At 69.8% G+C, this 21,827-nt stretch carries 17 protein-coding genes; 6 read left to right on the top strand and 11 right to left on the bottom strand.

The window, feature by feature from the left end; translation table 11 throughout:
- Positions 1–351: nucleoside-triphosphatase (locus tag QZT59_RS03145; RefSeq protein WP_290811218.1), on the bottom strand; the 351-nt coding region annotated here is incomplete at its 3' end.
- On the bottom strand, positions 348–764 hold the full coding sequence (locus QZT59_RS03150; RefSeq protein ID WP_290811221.1) for a cobalamin B12-binding domain-containing protein: 417 nt from the start codon (positions 762–764) through the stop codon (positions 348–350). The genes QZT59_RS03150 and QZT59_RS03145, both read right to left, overlap by 4 nt.
- A gap of 206 nt (positions 765–970) precedes the next feature.
- On the opposite strand from QZT59_RS03150, the gene QZT59_RS03155 reads away from it, so the two are divergent.
- Positions 971–1,645, top strand: coding sequence for an HD domain-containing protein (locus QZT59_RS03155; RefSeq protein ID WP_290811224.1), 675 nt, complete (start codon positions 971–973; stop codon positions 1,643–1,645).
- A 157-nt stretch (positions 1,646–1,802) separates the two neighbouring features.
- Here QZT59_RS03155 and QZT59_RS03160 read toward each other — a convergent pair whose 3' ends face one another.
- From QZT59_RS03160 to QZT59_RS03180, 5 genes are all read right to left on the bottom strand, one after another.
- Positions 1,803–2,486, bottom strand: coding sequence for a LysE family translocator (locus QZT59_RS03160; RefSeq protein ID WP_290811226.1), 684 nt, complete (start codon positions 2,484–2,486; stop codon positions 1,803–1,805).
- 122 nt (positions 2,487–2,608) lie between these two features.
- A complete protein-coding gene (locus QZT59_RS03165) occupies positions 2,609–6,832 on the bottom strand; it encodes a PQQ-binding-like beta-propeller repeat protein (protein ID WP_290811230.1) in 4,224 nt (1,407 codons plus the stop codon).
- A 173-nt stretch (positions 6,833–7,005) separates the two neighbouring features.
- A complete protein-coding gene (locus QZT59_RS03170) occupies positions 7,006–9,501 on the bottom strand; it encodes a DNA topoisomerase I (RefSeq protein ID WP_290811233.1) in 2,496 nt (831 codons plus the stop codon).
- 352 nt (positions 9,502–9,853) lie between these two features.
- Positions 9,854–11,221, bottom strand: coding sequence for a serine hydrolase (locus QZT59_RS03175; protein ID WP_290811236.1), 1,368 nt, complete (start codon positions 11,219–11,221; stop codon positions 9,854–9,856).
- 232 nt (positions 11,222–11,453) lie between these two features.
- On the bottom strand, positions 11,454–12,032 hold the full coding sequence (locus QZT59_RS03180) for a DoxX family membrane protein (RefSeq protein ID WP_290811239.1): 579 nt from the start codon (positions 12,030–12,032) through the stop codon (positions 11,454–11,456).
- Positions 12,033–12,276: 244 nt separating this feature from the next.
- On the opposite strand from QZT59_RS03180, the gene QZT59_RS03185 reads away from it, so the two are divergent.
- The 4 genes from QZT59_RS03185 to QZT59_RS03200 all read left to right on the top strand — a co-directional run bounded on the left by QZT59_RS03185 (position 12,277) and on the right by QZT59_RS03200 (position 16,425).
- Positions 12,277–13,731 carry an MATE family efflux transporter gene (locus tag QZT59_RS03185; RefSeq protein ID WP_290811280.1) on the top strand — a complete coding sequence of 485 codons (1,455 nt, stop codon included), beginning with the start codon at positions 12,277–12,279 and terminating at the stop codon, positions 13,729–13,731.
- A 244-nt stretch (positions 13,732–13,975) separates the two neighbouring features.
- Positions 13,976–15,205 (top strand): site-2 protease family protein, encoded by a 1,230-nt coding sequence (locus tag QZT59_RS03190; RefSeq protein ID WP_290811283.1) that lies wholly within the window; start codon positions 13,976–13,978, stop codon positions 15,203–15,205.
- A 76-nt stretch (positions 15,206–15,281) separates the two neighbouring features.
- Complete coding sequence (locus tag QZT59_RS03195; RefSeq protein WP_290811242.1) at positions 15,282–15,719, top strand: universal stress protein; 438 nt, start codon at positions 15,282–15,284, stop codon at positions 15,717–15,719.
- Between the two features lie 130 nt (positions 15,720–15,849).
- Positions 15,850–16,425: a cupin domain-containing protein gene (locus tag QZT59_RS03200; protein ID WP_290811244.1), complete on the top strand. Its 576-nt coding sequence runs from the start codon at positions 15,850–15,852 to the stop codon at positions 16,423–16,425.
- Positions 16,426–16,551: 126 nt separating this feature from the next.
- On the opposite strand, the gene gatB is transcribed toward QZT59_RS03200, so the two are convergent.
- Entirely contained in the window at positions 16,552–18,039 is a 1,488-nt protein-coding gene (gene gatB / locus QZT59_RS03205) for an Asp-tRNA(Asn)/Glu-tRNA(Gln) amidotransferase subunit GatB (RefSeq protein WP_290811247.1), read from the bottom strand.
- Between the two features lie 124 nt (positions 18,040–18,163).
- Positions 18,164–19,021: an SDR family oxidoreductase gene (locus tag QZT59_RS03210; RefSeq protein WP_290811250.1), complete on the bottom strand. Its 858-nt coding sequence runs from the start codon at positions 19,019–19,021 to the stop codon at positions 18,164–18,166.
- Positions 19,022–19,279: 258 nt separating this feature from the next.
- Between QZT59_RS03210 and QZT59_RS03215 the strand changes: the two genes are divergently transcribed.
- On the top strand, positions 19,280–19,996 hold the full coding sequence (locus QZT59_RS03215; protein ID WP_290811252.1) for a helix-turn-helix domain-containing protein: 717 nt from the start codon (positions 19,280–19,282) through the stop codon (positions 19,994–19,996).
- A 227-nt stretch (positions 19,997–20,223) separates the two neighbouring features.
- On the opposite strand, the gene QZT59_RS03220 is transcribed toward QZT59_RS03215, so the two are convergent.
- Both QZT59_RS03220 and QZT59_RS03225 read right to left on the bottom strand, forming a co-directional pair.
- Positions 20,224–21,057, bottom strand: coding sequence for an ATP-binding cassette domain-containing protein (locus QZT59_RS03220; RefSeq protein WP_290811255.1), 834 nt, complete (start codon positions 21,055–21,057; stop codon positions 20,224–20,226).
- The gene (locus QZT59_RS03225; RefSeq protein WP_290811258.1) at positions 21,054–21,827 is read right to left on the bottom strand and encodes an ABC transporter ATP-binding protein; all 774 of its coding nucleotides are present in this window, start codon (positions 21,825–21,827) and stop codon (positions 21,054–21,056) included. The genes QZT59_RS03220 and QZT59_RS03225 overlap by 4 nt, the downstream gene beginning before the upstream one ends.

Below are 21,827 nucleotides of genomic sequence, written 5' to 3' on the forward strand. Positions count from 1 at the left end.
GATGCGGTCGCCGAGCACCGCGCCGCCGGTGAACGGCGAGGAGGGGTCGATCGCGACGATGCCGACGGTCTCGCCGCGGTCGCGATAGGTTTCGGCCAGCTTGTCGACCAGGGTCGACTTCCCGGCGCCGGGCGAGCCGGTGATACCGATCACGTCGGCGTTGCCGGTGTGGCCGTAGAGATCCGACACCAGCCGTCGGTAGCCGGGCGACCGGTTCTCGATCGTCGAGATGGTCCGCGCCAGCGCCCGGTGCTCGCCGGCGAGCAGCCCCTCGAGCAGCGCGTCGAGCTCATCGCGCTCGGCGCGCTCGCCCTCCTCGGTCGCGCCGGCCGCGGCGTGGTCGTCGCTCATCGCTCGGGAGCGTTTTCGCGGACGAACTCGATCGTCTCTTCGATCGAGGTTCCCGGGCCGAAGATGGCGGCGACGCCCTCCTCCGACAGCGACGCTCTGTCCTCCTCGGGGATGACGCCGCCGAGAAGCACCAGCGTGTCCTCCTTGGCGCCGTACTCCTCGAGGCCGTCCATGATCTTCGGGATCAGCGTGTTGTGTGCACCCGAGAGGATCGAGATCCCGAGGACGTCGACGTCCTCCTGGACGGCGGCCTGGACGATCTCCTCCGGCGCCTTGTGGAGCCCGGAGTAGATGACCTCGAAGCCGGCGTCTCGAAACGCCCGCGCGATAACGTGGGCACCCCGGTCGTGACCGTCGAGCCCGACTTTGGCGACGAGACAGCGGATGGACCGCTGATCCTGTTCTCCGCTCATGATCGGACGTTCTCGGCCGGCGCGTTTGACTCTAACGGAGTCTGGCCGGTTTCCGGGCGGTCGCGTCGGAGCCCGACCGGGCCACGGTTCGGCTCTCGTCGGCGACGGGCCCGATATTGGCCGCTGTCCCGAACCAAAGGCCTAAGAGCGTAACTGACGAATAATATCGTAATGACTACCGTTCGGACTTTGCGGAGGGATCTCTCGTGGGCGTCGAGATAACTGAGACGCAAGTGAGCGAGGACGAGTACGAGGACATGGAGCGGTTCGTCTACGAGTACCTCGCCGCGAGCGTGGAGAAAGAAGACGACGGTGGACGGATGCGCTGGTACCCGTGGCACTCGGCCGAGTACCGGCACAACCACATCCTCAACGTCGCCGACGTAGCCGCAGAGATCGCCCGGAAGGAGGGCGCCGACGTGGACGTCACCAGGACGGCGGCGCTCTTTCACGACGTCGCGAAGCTCGAGACCGACCAGGAACTCCACGCCGAGGCGGGCGCCCGCGTCGCTCGCGAGTACCTCCAGTCTCGCGGCGAGCACCCCGAGTCGTTCATCGATCAGGTGTGTCGGGCCGTCGAGAACCACTCCTATCAGGGGCCGGTAACCGACCTCCCGCTCGAGACGCAGTGTCTGGTCGAGGCCGACCTCCTCGACAAGGTCGGCGCCAACGGCACCGCGCTGATGCTGCTCCGGATGGGCTACGAGTCCCGCGTCCACATGGACGCCGACGAGATGGTCCAGCGGGTCCTCGAACGCGGCGTCGACGCCGCCAACAGGGTCGAGAGCGAGACGGCCCGGAGCATCGCCCACCAGCGGCTCAAGCGCGTCAAGTGGTTCAAGGAGTGGCTCCAGGACGAGATCGCCCGCATGGGGGACTGACGGTCGCCGACGTCGACAATCCCGTGGCGAACGAATCGCCAGCGGTCGCCCGAGAGAGCCGTCGACGTGAATCCGTAGCGAACGAATCGCCAGCGGCCGTCCGTGCGCACCGGCGATCGGCGGTTCCTCGTTCTCGACGCCCCCACGTCCGGTTCTCTTAGAGTACCTGCGCGCCGCCGATCGCCAGGAACAGGACGCCGAAGCCGGCGAGCACCGCGGCGCTCGCCCCGGCGACGAGGGGCGCGACGGCGTCGACCCGCCGGCCGGCACCGACCAGGGCGGCCGGGTACGCGAGCACCCAGAGCCCGATTCCGCCGAAGAATCCTGCCAGGAGTGCCGGCGATCCCGTCTCGACGACGAGCGAGCCCGCCAGCGGTCCGTCGACGACCGGCACGTGCGAGAACACGTCGAGCCTACCCGGACGGAGCAGGCCCACGCCGACGGTCATCCAGAAGCCGATCTGGTAGGGGTTGGTCACCGACAGGAGGAACGTCTTCCGGAACCCGGTCGCGACGCCCGACGCGTCGGCGGCGCCGGCGGCCGTCGCCTCGCGGGCGCCGCGGACGGCGCCGACGGCGAAGTAGCACATGAGCGCGCCGCCGGCGAGGTACAGGAGCGGCCGGATCGCGCCCCACTCGTCGAGCACCGCGACGGCGCCGACGAGCGCGAGCGCACAGAACAGCGCGTCGGCGGCCATCGCCCCGAGACCGGCCGTGACGCCGGGGAACCAGCCGCGGAGCACGCTCTCTTCGGCGATGATGGCGTTCATCGGGCCCGGGGGCGCGGCGAGCGCGAGGCCGAACACCGCGCCGACGACGAGCGTGCCGGCGTGCTCGAACACGGCCGATTGTCGGCCGCTTTCGGCCAAAAGCCTCTCGGATCGCGCCGGCCGATCGGTGGGCTCCCCGGAACTCCGAACCCGATCCCGCCGCGGCCGTCGACCGACTTCGGTTCGAACTCCCCTCAGTTCGACCCGTTCCCGAACCGGGTCAACAGTCCCGAGAGGCGCCCGGAGGATCCGTCCCCGCTCGTCAGGAGCGAGAGACCGTCGCCGTCGACCGTCGCGACCGCGTCGCCGGCGATCGCCAGATCGACGACCGTCCCGTCGGTCCGGTGTTCCCAGTAGCGCTCGCCGTCGTCGCGCCGGAGCGCGAGCAGCGTTCCCCGGTTCGTGGTCGCGTACACCGCATCTCGCAGCACCACCAGCTCCGTCGGTCGTCCCTCCAGGAGGGCGCTCCGCCAGCGCTCGGTCCCCGTGGACGCGTCGATCGCGTAGACGCTGGCGTCGTCGCCGGCGATGTAGACGGTCCCGTCGGCCGCGGCCGGCGGGACGTCGCCGGGACCGCCGACCGCGAAACGGCTCGTCACCGCCCCGTCGTCGGACGACAGGACGGCCAGCGTCCCGTCGCCGGCTCTGACGACGAGCCGGTCGTCGAGGACCGCGGGCGCGGCGACCGCGCTCGCACCCAGGTCGCGGCGCCAGCGCCGGTCGCCGCTTCGATCGTACGCCGCGACGACGCCGTCGGCGGAGGCGGCGTAGATCCCCTCGTCGTCGACGGCCGGCCGCAGGAGCGCTTCGGTCGCGTCGTCCTCGATCGCCCGGCTCCAGGCGGCGATCCCCGTCTCGAGATCGACGGCGTGCAGGCGGCCGTCCTCGTCGCCCGCGAAGACGCGATCGCCGGCGACGACGGGGGCGCTCGTGGTCGACGCCCCGGATCGGTACCGCCAGCTGCGCTCGCCCGTGTCGGGGTCGAGCGCGTAGAGCGCGCCGTCGTCCGCGGCGACCACCACGGCGTCCGTCCCGACGGCGGGGGGTCTCCGGACCGCGCCGGCGGCCTCGAACCGCCACTCGTTCGACCCGTCGGACAGCGAGAGCGCGAGCAGGCCGCCCGGTCCGCAGGGGACGTATACCCGTCCGTCGGCGATCGCGGGCGCCGCGGCGGCCTCGCCCTCGGCTTCGATGCTCCAGTGCCCCCGGAGCTCCCCGGCCGGCGCGGCGACGTTCGCGAAGCCGGCGCCGCCGAGGCCGCCCCGGGCCATCGACCAGGCCGTCGATCCGGCGGACGACTCGTCGTCCTCGCACGCGCGCTCTTCGGAGGCCGCCGCGAGTCGCTCCAGCGCCGACGCCGCGGCCTCGCTCGCCTCGGGAACCGGATCGTCGGTCAGCGCCTCCAGCGCCGCCCGATCGTCGGTGCCGACGATCCCGAGCGCGCGGGCCGCGTTCGTCCTGATCCGGGCGTCGGGCGCGGCTAGCGCCCGACGACAGGTCGGCTCGACGGCGGCGACGAAGGCGCCGTCGACCGTCGCCAGCTCGTCGAGGCAGGCGACCAGTGCGCTTCCCGCGGCCGCCGTCAGGTCGACGCCGTTCGCCTCCGCGTCGACGGTCTTCGCGAGGTCGGACGCGACGGTCGCGACCGCCGACGGGTGCGCGTCGGCGAGCCGCTCGAGCGCTCGGGCGGCCGTCACGCTCACCACGGGATCGGACGCGTCGAGGGCGTCGGCGAGGTGCTCGACGCCTCGCTCCCGTCGCGTCGGCTCCCCTGCCGCGAGCGTCTCGAGCGCCAGCACCGCCAGTCCGCCGGCCCAGGCGTCGCCGTCCAGCCGGTCGGCCAGGCCGTCCATCTGTCGCTCGACGGCGTCCGGTTCGTCCGGACGCTCGCCGCCGGCGACGAGCGAGGCGACGTCGAGGAGCCGATCGTCGACTGCGTCGAGCGACCTCGACAGCCGCGATTCCGGGAGCTCACCGGCCGCGACCAGTGCCGCCAGCCCGAGGGTCGCGTACCCTCCGACCGCCTCGTCGTCGTCGTCCAGCAGCGCCTCGAACTCGTCGCTCACCGCGACCGCGTCGGCCGGCGCCGTCGACGCGAGCCCGGCCAGTTCGGCCGCGATCCCCTCCCGGTCCCCGTCCTCGAGGCGCGCGAGCAGGATTCGAGAAATGGGTCGGCCGTCCTTCGCCGACACGACGGCGCGGAGCGTCCGATAGTGGGCTCGCCGCTCGGCCGGACCGGCGTTCGTCACTCGCTCCAGGAGTCCGCTCGCCGCGTCCGTCAGTGCCTCCGGATCGCTCCGGGCGACGTCGGCGAGCGCCCGGGCGACGGCGACGCTCCGGTCCCCGGTCGAGAGCCGCCGGACCGCGGCCGCGGCCGGCGTCGGGTCCGCGTCGACCTCGGTGTCGAGGAGCCGTGCCAGGGCGTCGAGCGCCGCGACCCGAGCGGCGACCGTCGGATTCGCGACCCCCTCGGTGATCGCCTCGACGGCGAGTTCGACCTCCCGACCCGTCCGTGGTTCGAGCACGGCGAGCGCCTCCATGGCGGCCGGGGCCGTGGCGTCGTCGCCGCTCGCGGCCACCGCCGCCGCGAGCGCGATCGCGGGTCTGATCCCGTCGGGTGAATCGTCGGCGAGCGCGGCGAGAACGCGCTCGACGTTTCGAGCGACCGTCCGATCGTCGTCCTCGAGCGCTCCGAAGAGCGCTCCCAGTTCCTCGCGCAGTGCTGCCGGGTAGCGCTCGACGATCGTCGTCAGCGCCAGCGCAGCCGCGTTCCTGACGTCCGCGTCGTCGTCGTCGAGGCGCGCCGCCAGCGGGCCGACGGCGTCGCGCGCCTCCCACGGTCGATCGATCGCCACCTCGCCCAGCGTCCGCGCAGCGTGGCGCCTGACCGTCCGGTTCCCGTCGTCGAGTCCGGCGACGGCGGCCCGGACGGCGGGGGCCGTATCGGGCGACCCGGCGGTGGCCGCGTCCGAGAGCGCCCTGGCGGCGTAGCCGCCGATCCACGCGTCCTCGTCGTCGAGGTGGCCTCGCTGGGCCGCGACGTCGACGGAGTCGCCCGGCTCGGCGTCGACGACCGCCGCCAGCGCCCGGGCCGCGTCGACGCGGAGCGCCTCGTGCGGATCGACGACCCGGTCGTCGAGCGCGGGGACCAGGGATCTGACCGCCTCGGGCGCGACGGAAGCGACGGCCGCGACGGCGCGCGTCGCGTCGGCTCGGACCTCCTCGTCGCCGTCGCACAGCGCCGGTTCGAGCGCTCGAACGATCGGCTCGACCGCTTCGGGCTCGTGTTCGGCCGCGTCGGCGACGACGGCGACGCCGTCCCGTCTGATGGCGTCGTCGTCGAGGTTCTCGACGATCGTTTCGACCGCGCCGACGATCGCGCCCGGACGGACCTCGCCGACCGACGCGACCGTCCGGACCGCGTTCGCCCGGACGTCCTCGTCCTCGTCGGTCAGTCGACCCACGAGGTCGTCGACGGCGGGGACGACGGCCCGGGGATTCGCCTCGGCGATCGCCGCGAGCGTCTCGACGGCCGGCCGGCGAACCCGGCGTTCGTCGGCCGTGGCGCCGGCGAGTTCCGCGACGGCGTCGCAGGTGGCCATCGGTTCAGCCGACGCGACGCCGGCGAGCGCCGTCGCGGCGTCGACGCGGACGGCGGCGAGCCGATCGTCGAGCAACGCCGCGACGGCCGCCGTCTCGTCGGTCAGCGCCGCCGGGCGGCCCGTTCCAACCGATCGGAGCGTCGCGGCGGCTTCGACGCGGACGCCGTCGCCGTCGTCGAGTCGCTCGATCACCCGCGGGAGGACGTGTTCGATCGTTTCCGGGTCGTGCTCGGCGATGGCGGCCAGCGTCCGCGTCACGTTCTCGCGGACCTCCTCGCGCTCGTCGTCGATCGCGACCGCAACCGGATCGACCACCGCCGCCGCGACCTCGGGATTCGCGGCCGCGGTCGCGGCGATCGCTTCGCTCGCGCTGATCCGGGTCTCTTCGCGGTCGTCGCCCAGGCAACTCGCGAGCGGCTCGATCGCCGGGGACGCGGCGTCCGGATCGACGGCGGCGACGGAAGCGATGAGAGCGGCCGCGTCGCCCCGAACGGTCGCCGAGGCGTCGAGACAGTCGACCGCCGACGGCACCGCCTCGGCGACCGCGTCCGGATGGGCGTCGGCGACCGCGGCGAGCGCGGCCGCGGCGTGAGACCGGATCGCGGGCTCGTCCGCGAGCGCCTCCGTCAGCCCGCCGACGGCCGTGCTGACGTCGTCCGGCCGGTCGGCGGCCTCCACGGCGAGCGTCTCCGCCGCGTACTCGCGCACTTCGGGGTCGTCGGCCGAGAGGAACTCTTCGAGCCGTGATATTCCGACGGTGACCGCACCACCGTCGTCCGCTTCGGTCGGTCCGTCCGGCGCATCGTTGGAAGACATGCACACACCTCGAGTCGGTTACTGATCGGGGGCTCGACTCGTCGTTAATTGGCACTCACTCCGGAGCAAGTTAATTCTAGCTTACGAACTCAGGTGACGTGCACGGAACGGAGCGGTGGATCCGGACGATAGATCGCCGGTCTCTGGGCGGCGTGAGGGTTCCGGACGCCGACTCAGGCCTTGGCCTGCCAGCTGCGCACGCGGTCGGCGCTGATCCCCTCGACGTCGGCGGCGATCGAATCTGGATCCGCGTCGGTCAGGTCGTCGATGTTCTCGATGCCGGCGTCGGCGAGCTTCTCGGCGGTCTTGGCGCCGATGCCCTCGAGCGATTCGAGCTCGGAGCCGCTCTCGGCCTCGCGGGCCTGGTACTCGCGGTAGTTGCAGATCGGGCAGCCGAGCTCCCAGGGTTCGTCGCCGCCGTTGTCGACGACGAGTTCGGGCAGGTCGTGTTCGTCACAGCGGTCGTCGGTCACCTCGATCTCGCCGCGGCGTGGCAGCGGGAGCGAGTACTCGCAGTCGGGGTACCGGGTGCAGCCGACCAGCCGGGAACCGCTCTGGAGGGTCTTGATCGCGAGGTCGCCGTCGTGGGCTGCACCGCACTCCGGACAGTCGCCCAGGACCGGCCCCTCGCCCGCCGCGTCCGCGGCGCACAGCGGGCAGCCGTGAACGAACGTCTGGCGGCCGGCGAGCATCTTCACCTGCCGGAGGTCGTGCTCCTCGCAGCCGTCTTCCAGGATGTGGGGCTTGCCCGTGGAGGGCAGCTGGACGGTGAACTCGCAATCGGGGTACCCGTCGCAGCCGACGAAGTACGACCCGTAGCGGCTGCGACGGACGAGGAGGTCCTCGCCGCACTCGGGGCACGGACCCAGGCGCTTGTCGTCCTTGAGCGACTTCCGGAGGTGGTCGCCGATCTCCTCGCGAGACGCCTCGAGCTCCTCGAAGATCGCTTCGAGCATCTCGCGCGACTCGTCGGTGACGTCGTCCAGGGTGGCCTCGCCGGAGGCGATCGCGTCCATGTCGGCTTCGAGCTGGCCCGTCATCTCCTCGCTGACGACCTCCTCGGCGAAGCGCTCGGCCGCGTCGACGACCGCCATCGCCAGCTGCGTCGGTCGCGGCGGGTCGTCCTCGACGTAGCCGCGATCGTAGAGCTTCTCGACGATGTTGTGGCGGGTCGACTTCGTGCCGATCCCCATGTCCTCCATCGTCTCGATGAGCCGCGACTGGCCGTACCGGCGCGGCGGCTGGGTCTGCTTCGCCTCGAGGTCGGCGTCCGAAACCGCGAGCGGTTCGCCCTCGGTCACGTCCGGGACGTAGTTCTCGCTGGTGTTGAAGTACGGGTAGACGGCGTGGTAGCCGGGTTCGACGAGGCGCTTGCCGTTGGCCTTGAGCGAGTGATCGCCGACCTCGGCGACGACTTTGAGGTGCTCCCAGACGGCGGCGTCGGCCACCGTGGCGTAGAACCGTCGGACGACGAGCTCGTAGACGCGCCACTCGTCTTCGGTCACGTCGCCGCCGCGCGCGGGGATCTCGCCCGTCGGGTGGATCGGCGGGTGGTCGGTCGTCTCCTCGTCGCCCTCGGTTGGAACGAGGTCGTCGGCCTCGAGCAGGGCCTCCGCGTCCTCGCCGAGGGTCCGGTGGCCGACGAAGTCGTCGAGCAGCGCCTCGGGGTCGAGGTCGTCGGGGTAGACGGTGTTGTCCGTCCGCGGATACGTGATGTACCCCGCCGTGTAGAGGTCCTCGGCGATCGACATCGCCCGCTTGGCCGAGAACCCGATCGCGCTCGCCGCGCGGATGAACTGGGTCGTGTTGAACGGCGTCGGAGGCGCGTCGGTCCGCGTCCGGCGGTTGACGTCGACGACCGTCGCCTCGGCGGCGTCCGCGAGCGTCTCGTAGACCGCCTCGGCCGTCGACTCCTCCCAGACGCGCTCGGCCTCGTTGTCGTCCTCGTCGAGGTAGAAGTACTGGGCTTCGAACGCGTCGCCGTCGCCCCCGTCCTTCGCGAGGTCGGCGAACAGCTCCCAGTAGTCCTCGGGGTCGAACGCCTGGATCTCGCGCTCGCGGTCGACGATCAGCTTGAGCGTCGGGCTCTGGACCCGGCCGACGGAGATGAAGTCGTTGCCGAGCTGGCCCGCCGTGAGCGAGAGGAATCGCGTCAGCGACGCCCCCCAGACGAGGTCGATGATCTGGCGGGCCTCGCCCGCCGCGGCCAGGTCGAAGTCGAGCGACTCGGGCTCGTCGAACGCCCGTTGCACTTCGTTCTCCGTGATCGAGGAGAAGCGCACGCGACGAATCGGCACGTCCTCGTTGACCTCCCGGACGATCTCGTAGGCTTCCTTGCCGATCAGCTCGCCCTCGCGGTCGTAGTCGGTCGCGATCGTCACGCGATCGGCCCGCCGGGCGAGGATCCGCAGCGTGCCCACGATGTCCTCTTTCGTCGGGCGCTTCTCGACCGCAGCGTCGATCAGCTCGACCGGCTCGACGTCGCGCCAGTCGGAGTACTCCGGCGGGAAGTCCACGCCCACGACGTGCCCCGACAGCCCGACGCAGCGCTTGCCGCCCCACTCGTAGACGTTGACGTTGTTCTCGCGCGTCGACTGCATCGACCCGCCGCTGAGAATGTCCGCGATCCGCCGCGCGGCGTTGTCCTTCTCCGTGACGATCAACTCCACGACGGCTCACCTCCGGCGGCGCTCGTCCCCGATATCATCGTCGCCGGCTACGACTGTGCTTTTGATAACGCTTTCGGCGAGAATCGGCCGACAGCGCGGGTGTGCGCGCGGTTACGCGCGAGTGCGCGAGCACCGTAACCGATAGACCCCATCGTCGTCTTAACCGATGAACCCCATCGTCGTCTCCCGTCCATTGGACCCCATCGTCATCTGCCGTCCGATGGACCCTAACGCGTCCGTCGTTCGATAGCACCCGTCTGCGTCTCTATCGAGATGCGAGAGCACACGGTCCGATTGAACGGGCGCGCGAGCACCGCACATTGGGTCTACCCCGAGGGCTCGTTCGGCGTCCTCACACCCGGTGCAGCCGCCACCGATCGATGTACAGACTCAGGTCGTCATCGTCCTCCTCGAACCGGACCGGCACGCGGTCGCCCGCCGCCGAGAGGGTGTAGAACTCGCCGCCAGCTACGTCCTCGGGAACGAGCGGGGTCCAGTCGCCGTCGTCGATCGGACCGCCGATGCGCAGCCGGAGCATCCCGCCCTCGGGCTCGACTTCGGCTTCCTTGACCCCGCGGTAGGACTCGTACTCGCCGGAGAGCTCCTCGAAGCGCGACCGTCGCTCGAAGAACGGCAGATCGCGCGGGTCCGTCCCCGTTACGGCCGCGAAGACGCCCTTCCCGAGCTCGGCGAGTCCGTACCCCGGGGAGGTCGTCGCCAGCAGCGCGATCGCCACGTCCCGGTCGGGACCGAAGCCGGCGTACGCCGACGAGACGGCGATCGATCCGCCGTGGCCGATCAGCTCCTCGCCGGCCACCTCGCGGGTCCGCCAGCCGTAGCCGTACTCGCCCGACGGCGTCTCGGCGTGCGCGTCGAACGCGCGCTCGATCGTCCCCGCTTCGACCAGCCGCGTTCCGTCGAGCTCTCCGCCACGGAGGTGCAGCCGGACGTACTCCACGAGGTCGGTCACCGACGCGAGCACTCCGCCGGCCGCGGCGCTGTGTTCGCGCATCGGGACGGGATAGGCGTCGTACTCGCCGTCCTCGGTCCCGCCGGTCGGGTAGTAGGGGGTCATCCGGTCCTCGAAGGATTCGAAGCGATCGTGGTCGTAGGTCGAACGCGTCATCTCGAGAGGCTCCAGGACCTCTCGGGTCACGTAGTCGACGTACGCGCCGCCGGTGACGGCCTCGATCACTTCGCCGACGAGGGTGTACCCGGAGTTGTTGTACATCCAGCGGTCGCCGGGTTCACCGGCGATCTCGTCGCGGGCGCCCGCGACGTGAGCGTGGAAATCTTCGCGCGTCCCGAGGGGGACGCCGGCCTCGCCGACCCCCATCTGCCTCGCGATCAACGCCTCGGCCGTCGCCAGCGACGGGTAGCCCGACGTGTGACTCAGCAGGTGGTGTATCGTCACGTCGTCGGGGACGTCGACGTCGACGTGCGCGGCGACGGGGTCCTCGAGCGACAGTTCGCCCGCATCGAGGAGCTTCAGCGTCGCGAGCGCGGCGAACGACTTCGAGACCGATCCGATCCCGTAGACCGTCTCGGCGGTCGCGGGCGCGTTCGATTCGAGGTCGCGAGAGCCGTAGCCCGTCGCGTACCGAATCCCGTCGCGGTCCGCCACGGCGAGGCTCAGTCCGGGGATCCCGTCATCGGCCATCCGCTCGCGAAGCAGCTCGTCGATCGTCCGTTTCGTCTCGGCGTCGAGATCGTTCGCCATGTGGGGTCCCTGCGGGGGAATCACAATCACTGTTCGGGATCCCCCACCGGGTGGCCGCGACGCAGACGCACGGCTCGTGGGCGTCGCGACGCTTCTACAGGAAACGGGGTCTCGAGACCGATCCTCGGGGTTCGGAGAATCTCGATGGTCGCGAGGGCCGTCCCTCGCCGATCGGTTCGATCGCCGATCGCGATCGCTTCGCGCGATACGAATCCGGGAGAAACCGGAGCGGTCAGCCGAGCAGGTACCTGAGCCAGGGGTTCTGCCGGACCAGTTCGCTCCGTTCAAGGCGCGCGTCGATGCCGAGGATCCGGCCCGCGCCGACGGCGCCGAGGCCGAACAGCAGGAGGGCGTAGACGAACGAACTGTCGATGAAGTAGCCGTGGGCGACCGGCAGCCCCTCCAGCAGTCCGCCCTGCCAGGCGGCGGCCCAGAACAGCAGCATCTGGATCGCGCCCCAGAAGACGGCGAAGCGAACGAGCACGCCCAGGAGCAGCGCCAGGCCGATCAGGATCTGTCCGTAGATGACGAGGGGATCGATCGTGCCGGCCTGGGCCGCCATGTCGGCGAACACGCCCGAGAGCGGGTTCGATTCCCCGACGCCGAACCCGGACTGGGGATCGAGGTATCCCGCAGCCGACCAGTCGTCCGCGAGGAGCTTCTCGAAGCCCGCCGACAGGAACACGTAGGCCATGACGAGCCTGAGCGACAACACCGCGTAGCCGATCCACGTCTCCGAGTAGTCGAACGACACCGATTGTCCGAACAGTTCCGTGTCGAGCGTCCGTTCCGACGGTCTCTTTGTTGCCATAATTACCCGCTATTTTGGGGAGGAAACCCAACTAACTTAAAGAATTAGAATAATTTTGGACATTACATGAACGGATAATAGCCGTCCTCCGGCCGTCTTACACTCCGCTCCATCCCGTGGCGGGGGCGGTCGCGTCCGAGGGAGCCACCGGCAACGGCGTCCCAGATGAGCACCCTTTTCTCTCGACCGCGAGCATGGCCTACGAGGGCGATCCGTGGCCGAGACCGACCGCAAGGGCGTCGACATGACGACGGGAGCGATCCCGCCGAAGCTCCTCGACTTAGCCTGGCCGCTCGTGCTCGGCAATCTGTTACAGACGTTCTACAACCTCGCGGATATGTTCTGGGTGGGACGGGTGAGTTCGGAGGCGGTGGCGGCCGTCTCGCTGATGTTCCCGCTCTCGTGGCTGTTCGTCTCCACGGCGATGGGATTGACGGCGGCGACGATCGCGCTGGTCTCCCAGTACGTCGGCGCCGACGAACGTCGCCAGGCCGACCGCGTGGTCGCCCAGACGATCCTGCTCGCGCTGGCGGTCTCGAGCGTCCTCGCGACGCTCGGGCTCTACTTCCGACGACCGCTCCTGGAGCTCATCGGCGCGGAGGACCAGGTGTTCGTCGAGGCGCTCGCGTACATCGAGATCATCTTCCTCGCCCTGCCGCTGACGTTCCTGTTCTTCGCGTTCCGCTCGTCGTTGCAGGGCGCCGGCGACACCCGGACGGCGATGTGGCTCGTCGTGATCTCGGCGGGGCTCAACGTCGTCCTCGATCCGTTCTTCATCCTCGGGTGGGGCCCGTTCCCCGAGATGGGCACTCGCGGGGCCGCGGTGGCGACGTTCATCGCCCGCGCGTTCGCGACCGTCGCCGGGATCTACATCCTCCTGCAGGGAACCTACGGCGTGAAGCTCTACGCCGGCGACCTGAAACCCGATCTCGCTATCCTCTACAAGCTCGTGGATATCGGTTACCCGGCGACGTTCGACGGCTGGGCCCGCAGCTTCGCCGCGGTGGCGATGGCCGGCTTCGTCGCCCGCTTCGGCGCTGCCCCGACCGCGGCCTACGGGATCGGCGTCCGGTTGATGTCGGTGACGTGGGCGGTGGCGGGCGCGGTGGGTGACGCGACGTCGACCGGCGTCGGCCAGAATCTGGGCGCTCGCACGCCGGATCGAGCCGTCACGGTCGCGCGAACGGCGACCGCGGGGACGATGGTCTTCATCGGCGCCGTGGCGGCGCTCGTGATCGCGTTCCCGGCCCAGGCGATCGGCATCTTCGTCGACGATCCGGCGGTCGTCGCCGAGGGCGTCGTCTTCTTGCGCATCATCGCGCCGTTCTGGGCGCTGTTCGCCGGCGTGATGGTCATCCAGGGCGCGTTCCGCGGCGCCGGCAACACCCGGGAGGCGATGGTCCTCTCGTTCCTCTCGCGGTGGATCTTCCGGGTCCCGGTCGCGCTCGTGCTCGCGTTCACCGCGGTCACGATTCCCTACACGGGGATCACGGTGCCCACGGTGGCCGCGATCGACCTGGGCGTGAACGGCATCTGGATCGCCTTCGCGTTCGGAATGGCCGCCTCCTTCGTCGTCGCCGTCGCCTGGTTCCGGCTCGGTACCTGGACGGAGGCGGTGATCGACGAGGACGGTGAGCGACCGGGCCCGCACGATCCCGCGACCAGCGCCGACGACGAGGCCGACTTCGTGGACGACTGAGGCGACGCGGACGACGAGGCCGACTTCGTGGACGACCGAGGTGACGCGGACGACGAAGCGGAGTTCGTGGACGATTGAGCGCCTGCAGGTCGTCCCGAGGTGCCGACGGGAGCGTGCCGTCGGTGCGTTCGGCGACGACGCTTCGGTGCAGATACGGGCCGAACCCCACCGAGGCCGATACGGGCCGAACCACATCGGGGCCGTACGGGCCGCCATCTAAGGTCGCACGACCCGTATGACGCTCATGTTCAAGAGCTTTCGAATCGGGTCCGTCATCGGTATCCCGGTCAAGCTCGACGTGACGCTGTTGTTGATCCTTCCCGTCTTCGCGTGGCTCATCGCGTTCCAAGTCGGCGAGCTCGTCCCGATCCTCAACGATCTGTTCGGAACGGAGATCGCCGCCGAGGCGCTGACCGACGGTTCGACGCCGTGGGTCCTCGGGACGGTGGCGGCCGTCGGCCTGTTCGCGAGCGTCTTCCTCCACGAGCTCGGTCACTCCGTGGTCGCGATCCGCTACGGCTTCCCCATCGACTCGATCACGCTCTGGTTGCTGGGCGGCGTGGCGCAGCTGTCGGAACAGCCCCGCGAGTGGCGCCAGGAGCTGCTGATCGCGATCGCCGGGCCGATCGTCAGCGTCGGCCTTGGGGTCGCCTTCTACGCGCTGGCCGTGGTCGCGCCCGCCGCGCTCGACGCGGTGGCGACGGCGGCGACGATCGACGCCGTGGTCTTCGTCGTCGCGTACCTCGCCGTGCTCAACGTCGTCCTCGCGGCGTTCAACATGCTCCCCGGGTTCCCGATGGACGGCGGCCGGGTGCTCAGGGCGTTGCTCTCGCGCAACCGCTCGTTCGCCGTCGCGACCGCACAGGCGGCCCAGGTCGGCAAGTGGTTCGCACTCCTGATCGGGCTGTTCGGCGTGCTCGCGCTCAACTTCATCCTCGTCGCGGTCGCGTTCTTCATCTACATCGCGGCGGCCGCGGAGGCGCGTCAGACCGCGCTCCAGGCCGCCGTCGAGGGGATCACGGTGCGGGACATGATGACGCCCGGAGACGAGATCGACACCGTCGAGCCGACCCTCCCCGTCGCCGAGCTCCTCGACCTGATGCTGCACCAGCGCCACACCGGCTATCCGGTTCTGCGGGGCGGCCGGATCGTCGGCATCGTGACCCTGGAAGACGTGCGCGCCGTCCCGCCGGAGCGGCGGGAGGCGACGACCGTCGAGGACGTGATGACGACCGACGAGCTCGAGACCGTCGCGCCCGACGACGACGCGATGGCGGCGCTCGCCGCCCTCCAGCGCAACGACATCGGTCGCGTGCTCGTCTTCGACGACGGCGGCGATCTGGCGGGGCTGGTGACGCGCACGGACGTCGTCACCGCCCTGGACATCGGCTTCGTCCGGGCCGCCGGGAGCCATCTCGGCGTCCCGGGCCCGAAGGGTCGCGCCGACCCGCCGCCCGAGGGCCCCAGGTGGTGAACCGCGGCGTTCCCGGACGGGGGTTCGAGCGTGCGGCGTCCGCGACGTTATGACGCCGCGGGTACTACGGTCGCGTATGTCGACGAGGCACGTCCTGGTCCCGATCGACGGCTCGGCCGGAGCGTGGACGGCTCTCGACCACGCGATCGAGACGTTCGAGCGGGGTCGGGTCACGACACTCACGGTCGTCGATCCGGTGGCCGAACTCTCAGAGGACGCGTCGCCCGGCGACGCCCAGCGGCGAACGCAGGGCGGGGACCTCGACCGCGCCGCGGCGCTGGGCGAGCGGGCGCGGGAACGCATCGCGGACACCGGCGGAGACGAGTTCGAGCACGACCACGAGGTCATGATCGGTCGACCCGCTCGAGCGATCGTCGACTACGCGACGGACCACGACGTCGACCACGTCGTCGTCGGGAGTCACGGTCGGACGGGACTCTCGCGCATCCTGCTCGGTAGCGTCGCCGAGACGGTTTCGCGGCGGTCGCCCGTCACGGTGACGATCGTCAGGTAAGCTCGGCGGGTCGACGCGTCGCGGTCGAACGCCGGGTTCCGCGCCGTGGTACCCGCGCCAACAGCGACCGGCCGGGCGTACCGGCGCGTCACTCCTCGACCGTTATGTGCCCCGGGGGCTATGGTTCCGCATGAAACGGGTCTTCATCTCGGAAACGGACCCCGTCGGCGCCGAGGCCTTCGAACTGCGCCGACTCTCGGAACCGCTCGGCACGACCGACATCGCGATCAACCACTACCGCGTCGCGCCGGGGGCCGGGCTCCCGGCGGGGTTGCACGCCCACGCCGACCAGGAGGAGGTCTTCGTCGTTCTGGAGGGTGCGGCGACGTTCGAGACGCTCGACGGGGAGGTAGACGTCGCGACCGGAGAGGCGATCCGATTCGGACCCGGCGAGTTCCAGTCCGGGCGCAACGACGGCGACGAGGAACTGGTCCTGCTGGCGCTCGGCGCTCCCGGGGAGAGCGAGGACGTGCGGATCCCGATCGAGTGCCCCGAGTGCGACGGCGAGGACCTGCGACTCGACTTCGGCGGCTCCGGCCTCACCTTCGCCTGCCGGCGTTGCGGCGCGGAGCGGACGCCGATCGACTGTCCCGAGTGTGGCGGCGCGGACCTGCGGGTGACCCTCGGCGCGGACGGCGAACCGGTCGCGGACTGTACCGATTGCGGTGGGACGTACGAACGACCGCCGATAGAAGGGGAGTGGTGAGTCGGAGGCCGGCGGGCGGTGGCGTGGCGAGCCGGAGGCCGGCGGGCGGGGGCGTGGTGAGCCGGAGGCCGGCGGGCGGTGGCGTGGTGAGCCGGAGGCCGGCGGGTGGTGGACCGGAGACGTCGATCAGTCCGAAAGCTCCTCTCGGAGCATCCCGTTGACGTCGCCGGGATCCGCGCTGCCGCCGGTCTTCTGCATGACCTGGCCGACGAGGAAGTTGATCGCGCCGCCCTCACCCGCGTGGTAATCCTCGACGGCGTCGGGATTCTCCTCGATCGCCTCCTCGACGGCCGCCTGGACCTCGCCCTCGCCGGTTTTTCCGAGTCCCTCCGCGTCGACGATCGAGTCGGGATCCTCGCCGTCGTCGAGCATGGTCCGGAGGACGACCTCCTTGGCGTTCTTCGCGGTGATCTCGTCTTCGGCGACCAGTTCGACGAGGCGGGCCACCTCGTCCAGGCGTCCTTCGAGTTCGGTGATCGCCATGTCGCGGTAGTTGAGCTCGCCCAGCAGCTCGTCGGCCACCCACGTGGCGGCGAGGTCGGGGTCGAACTCGCTCGCGAGGTCCTCGTAGAAGTCGGCGACCTGCTTGGTCGAGGTGAGCTTCGAGGCCGCCTCCTCCCCCAGCTCGTACTCCTCGCGAAAGCGCTCGCGGCGGGCCCGGGGGAGCTCCGGGATCTCGATCTCGTCCGTCCAGCCCGAGACCCGGAGCGGCGGGAGGTCCGCCTCCTCGAAGTACCGGTAGTCCTTCTCGGCCTCCTTCGAGCGCATCGAGACCGTGATTCCCCGGCTCTCGTCCCAGTGGCGGGTCTCCTGCTCGACGGCGCGCCCGCGCTGGATGGCGTTCTTCTGGCGGGTCTCCTCGTACGCCAGCGCCTTCTCGGCACCCTTGTGACTCGAGATGTTCTTGACCTCCGTGCGGTTGGCGGCCGCCAGCGCGTCGGGGCCGATGGTCCCGTCGTCCTCGACCTCCTCGGCCGGGATCATCGAGAGGTTGGCGTCGACGCGCAGGCTGCCGTCGCGCTCCGCGTCGAAGACGCCGAGGTACTCGAGGACCTCCTCGAGCTCGGCGAGGAACGCCCGCACCTCGGAGGGACTGCGGAAGTCGGGCGCCGTCACGATCTCCATCAGCGGCGTCCCCGCCCGGTTGTAGTCGACGAGGGTGTACTCGGCGGTGTCGATCCCGCCGCCGCCGACGTGCTGGAGGCTCCCCGGATCCTCTTCCAGGTGGGCGCGCTCTATCTCGACGGCCCGGCGCTCGCCCTCGACGTTGATCTCGAGCTCGCCCGCTTGGCAGATCGGCTCGTCGTACTGTGTGATCTGGAAGTTCTTCGGCAGGTCGGGATAGAAGTAGTTCTTCCGGTGAAAACGCGTCTCCTCGGGGATCTCGGCGTCGATGGCCTTGCCGATCTTCACCGCCGCCTCGACGGCGGCCTCGTTGCAGACGGGCAGCGCCCCGGGCAGGCCGAGACAGACGGGGCAGACGTGCTCGTTGGGCTCGTCCGCCGGCGCCGTCGGGCAGCCACAGAAGATCTTCGTCTCGGTCTCCAGCTGGACGTGGACCTCGAGGCCGATGACGGTCACGAGCTCGCCCCGCTGGACGGTCTGGGCGGTCATTTGCCGCCGTTTCGGGGGCCGGGCGCTAAAGGATAACGGAGCGCGGCCGATGCCGTGGGCGGAACGGTTCCGTGGCGGGCCCGTCGGCGGTTCGATCGGCGGCTATCGAACCGCCGTCGATCGCTCACTCGTAGGTGAGCGTCATTCCGCCGTCGTACAGCAGATCGCCGCCGTTCAGGTGGCGGCTCAGGTCGGAGAACCCGACCACGAAGAGATTGCCGACGTCGATCGGCTCCATCATCTCCTTCACGCGGGACTGGCCGAGCATGACGTCCTCGATCACCTCGTCGACGGAGATCCCTCGCTGCTCGGCCGTGTCCTCCAGTTGCCCCGTTACCAGCGGCGTCTTCACGTAGCCGGTGCTCACCGAGAAGGCGCGGATCTCGCCCTCGCCCTCGGCGGCGATCGACTGCGTGAGCCCGCGGAGACCGAACTTCGAGACGTTGTAGGCGACCTTATCGCTCGTCACGTAGTGGCCGTGGACCGAGGCCATGTTCCCGACGCAGCCGCGGCCGTCCTCGCGCTCCCGGAAGTGCGGGATGGCGAGCTTCGAGAGGTACAGCGGTGCCCGAAGCATGACGTCGTGGATCCGATCGTAGGTCTCCATCGGGAACTCGTCGATCGGGTCGATGTGTTGCATCCCGGCGACGTTCGCGAGGTACGTCAGCTGGCCGAGGCCCGCCGCCTCCTCGACGACGCGCTCGAGGTCCTCGTCGACCGTCAGATCGCCGGCGACCGGCTCGATCGGACCGTCGAGGTCGAGTTCCTCGGCGCGCTCGCGCGTCTCGGCGAGTCCGGCCTCGTCGACGTCGGTGGCCGCCACGGTGAGTCCGTTCCCGGCCGCGGCCAGCGCGACCGCCCGCCCGATCCCCGAGCCAGCGCCGGTGACCAGACAGACGGTTCCCGAATGAAAGGAGTCGTCGTCGACGGTGTGGATGCTGTCGCGGGTGACGGTCGGCGGCGAAACGTGGTCTCGAGACATTCGTCAGTTCACGCCGAGTATTCCGCCGGATCCCGCAAAAACGCCTTCGTTAACATTTAAACGGCCGGCGTCAACGCCCGTTCGGAGCTTCGGACGCACGGTGGTCCTGTCGAGCGCGGCTCCGAACGCCCGCGACGGGCGGATACGACATCCGGCACCCGAAGGATGTTTCCTGCTTACCGCTCGGGACTCGAATGTATGAGATACTTCTTTGGTGGTCCCGATCCTACGTGATCAGATAAAGAGACTCACGTACCGATGATCGACCTCAACCTCGACATGCGCCAGTACGACTGTCCGTTCATCGATACGACGGACGACGTCGAAATCGCGTTCTCCGCCGTCCAGTGGCAGCTCGATACCGACGCCGCCAAGCTCGAAACGCGCCTCATCGCGAGGTCCGACTCCCGGGGCTCGCTCGAACGTGGATTGCAGGCCCTACGCGAGCACCCGAACATGACCGACTGTTACATCCTCTCGAAGCGGGAGGGCGTCGCCGAGATCGGCACGGTGATCGAGCAGACGAACGCGATGCGGACGATCCAGCGCAACGGCGGCTACATCACGGGCCCGTTCCACATCGAGGACGGCAGCGAACGGTGGCACGTCGGCTTCGACGACGACGAGGACGAGGACGCGACCCTCGCCGAGCTCGAGCGCGACAACGACTTCACGGTGGACGCGCGGGACCGCGTCGGGCCGACGGCCCTGTTCGACCTCCTCGAGAACTCCGGGCCGGCGTCCGGACTGCTCGAGGGCTGTCGGTCGCTGACGGAGACCGAACGCGAGACGTTCGAAGTCGCCTCCCGTGCGGGCTACTACGAAACGCCCAGGGGAACGACGCTCGAGGAACTCGCGAATCACTTCGACGTCTCGAAGACCGCCGTCTCGATGAACCTCCGCCGGAGCGAGCGCAAAATTCTGGGCGCCGCCATGACGGCGCTCGACGCGATGGACGAATCGGCGGACCGCTGAATTCGCTCCACCGGCACGTATCGAATCGTCGGTGGTCGAGTCGACGAGGTCGGGTCGGGTGCGTACAAACGGCGTGCCGGGCGATCGTCGTACCCACTCGTCGGGAGAGTCGTCGAACGTATTCTTCCCTCGGTAGCCACGTCGAACGCGTGTCGCTCCAACGCGTGGGGCGGTAGCCACGTCGAACGAGTGTCGCTCCAACGCGTGGGGCGAGAGCTCCCGTCGCCTCAGGCGCCGCCCCCGGCACCCTGCATGAGCAGCTGGATCTCCTCGTCCTCGGCGAGCACCTCGGGATCGCCGCTGTCGACGATCTCGCCGCGCTCGATCACGTACATCCGATCGACGATGTCGGGGATGTGACTCGCGTTCGACTCCGCGATCAGGACGGAGATGTCCCGGTCGATGATCTCGCGGATGTAGGACTTGAGGTTCTCCACGACGACCGGGGCCAGCCCCTCGAGCGGTTCGTCGAGCAGCAGGAGGTCGGGCTGCAGGGCGAGGGCCCGGCCGATCGCGGTCATCTTCCCCTGTCCGCCGCTCAGGTTTTGGACCTCGGCGTCGCGGCGGTGGTCGAGCTCGGAGAAGAGTCCGAAGATGTCCTCGACGACCGTGTCTTCGTCCTCGATGCCGCGGGAGTCCCCCGAGGTCCAGATCGGGAGCCGGAAGTTCTCCTCGACGGTCATTCCGGTGAAGAGGTCGCGGTCCTCCGGCTGGTAACCGATGCCGCGTCGCGGGATCAGCTCCGGTCGCAGGTCGAGCAGCTCCTCGCCGTGAAATCGAACGGACCCGTTCGCGACCGGCGTCAGCCCCATTATGGCCCGAAACGTCGAGGTCTTGCCGGCTCCGTTGCGTCCGACGAGTCCGACGGCCTCGCCTGCGCCGACCTCGAGATCGATGCCGTGAGTGACCTGAAAGCCCTGGACCTCGGCCGAGAGGTTCGACACCTCGAGCAGCGGGTCGCCTCCGGGGGCGCCGCCGGCACGCGAGTCGGCCTCGTCGTCCGTATCGCCGTCGACGTCCCCATCGACCCCGAACTCGGCGTCCGGATCGGTCGGGCTCATTCGTCCACCCCCAGGAGGACTCGACGAAGCTCCGAGTCGGTGTCGAGCAGCTCCGGGTCGCCTTCGCGGAACACCCGACCCTCGTGCAGGACGACGAGTCGGTCCGCGTAAGCTTTGACGAGGTCCATGTCGTGCTCGATCGTCACGGTCGTCACGTCCTCGGCCTCGCTGGCCTCGACGATGGTCTCGATGACGTACTCCTTCTCGCGCGTCGCCACCCCCGATGTCGGCTCGTCGAGCAGCAGGTACTGGGGGTCGAGGCCGAACGACATCGCGACGTCGAGCAGCTTCCGATCGCCGTGGGGCAGCGTCTCGGCCAGTTCGTTCTCGATGTCCTCGAGTCGGAACCGTTCGAGCAGATCGTCCACCGTTCGTTCGACTTCGTCGTGCTGGTCGTCGCGCGACCGCATGCTCAGCGTTTTATCGAACCGCGAGAGCACGGCGGTGCGAACGTTCCCTCGGACCGTCATCTCCTCGAAGACGTGGACGATCTGAAAGCTCCTGACGAGGCCGGATTTGACTCGGTCGGCGGGCGGGACGTTCGTCACGTCCTCCTCGACGGTCTCGCCGTTCTCCTCGCGGTGGACGACGACCGAGCCCCGGTCGGGTTCGAGCAGCCCGGTCAACAGGTTCACGAGCGTGGTCTTTCCGGCGCCGTTCGGACCGACGATGAACACCATCTCGCCGGCGGTCCGACCGAACTCGAGCGAGACGTCGTCGGTGGCGCGGAGCTCTCCGAATTCCTTCCGTAGGTCGCGTGCTTCGAGCAT

This window comes from Halovivax sp. (assembly GCA_007119345.1).
Classification (GTDB): domain Archaea; phylum Halobacteriota; class Halobacteria; order Halobacteriales; family Natrialbaceae; genus Halovivax.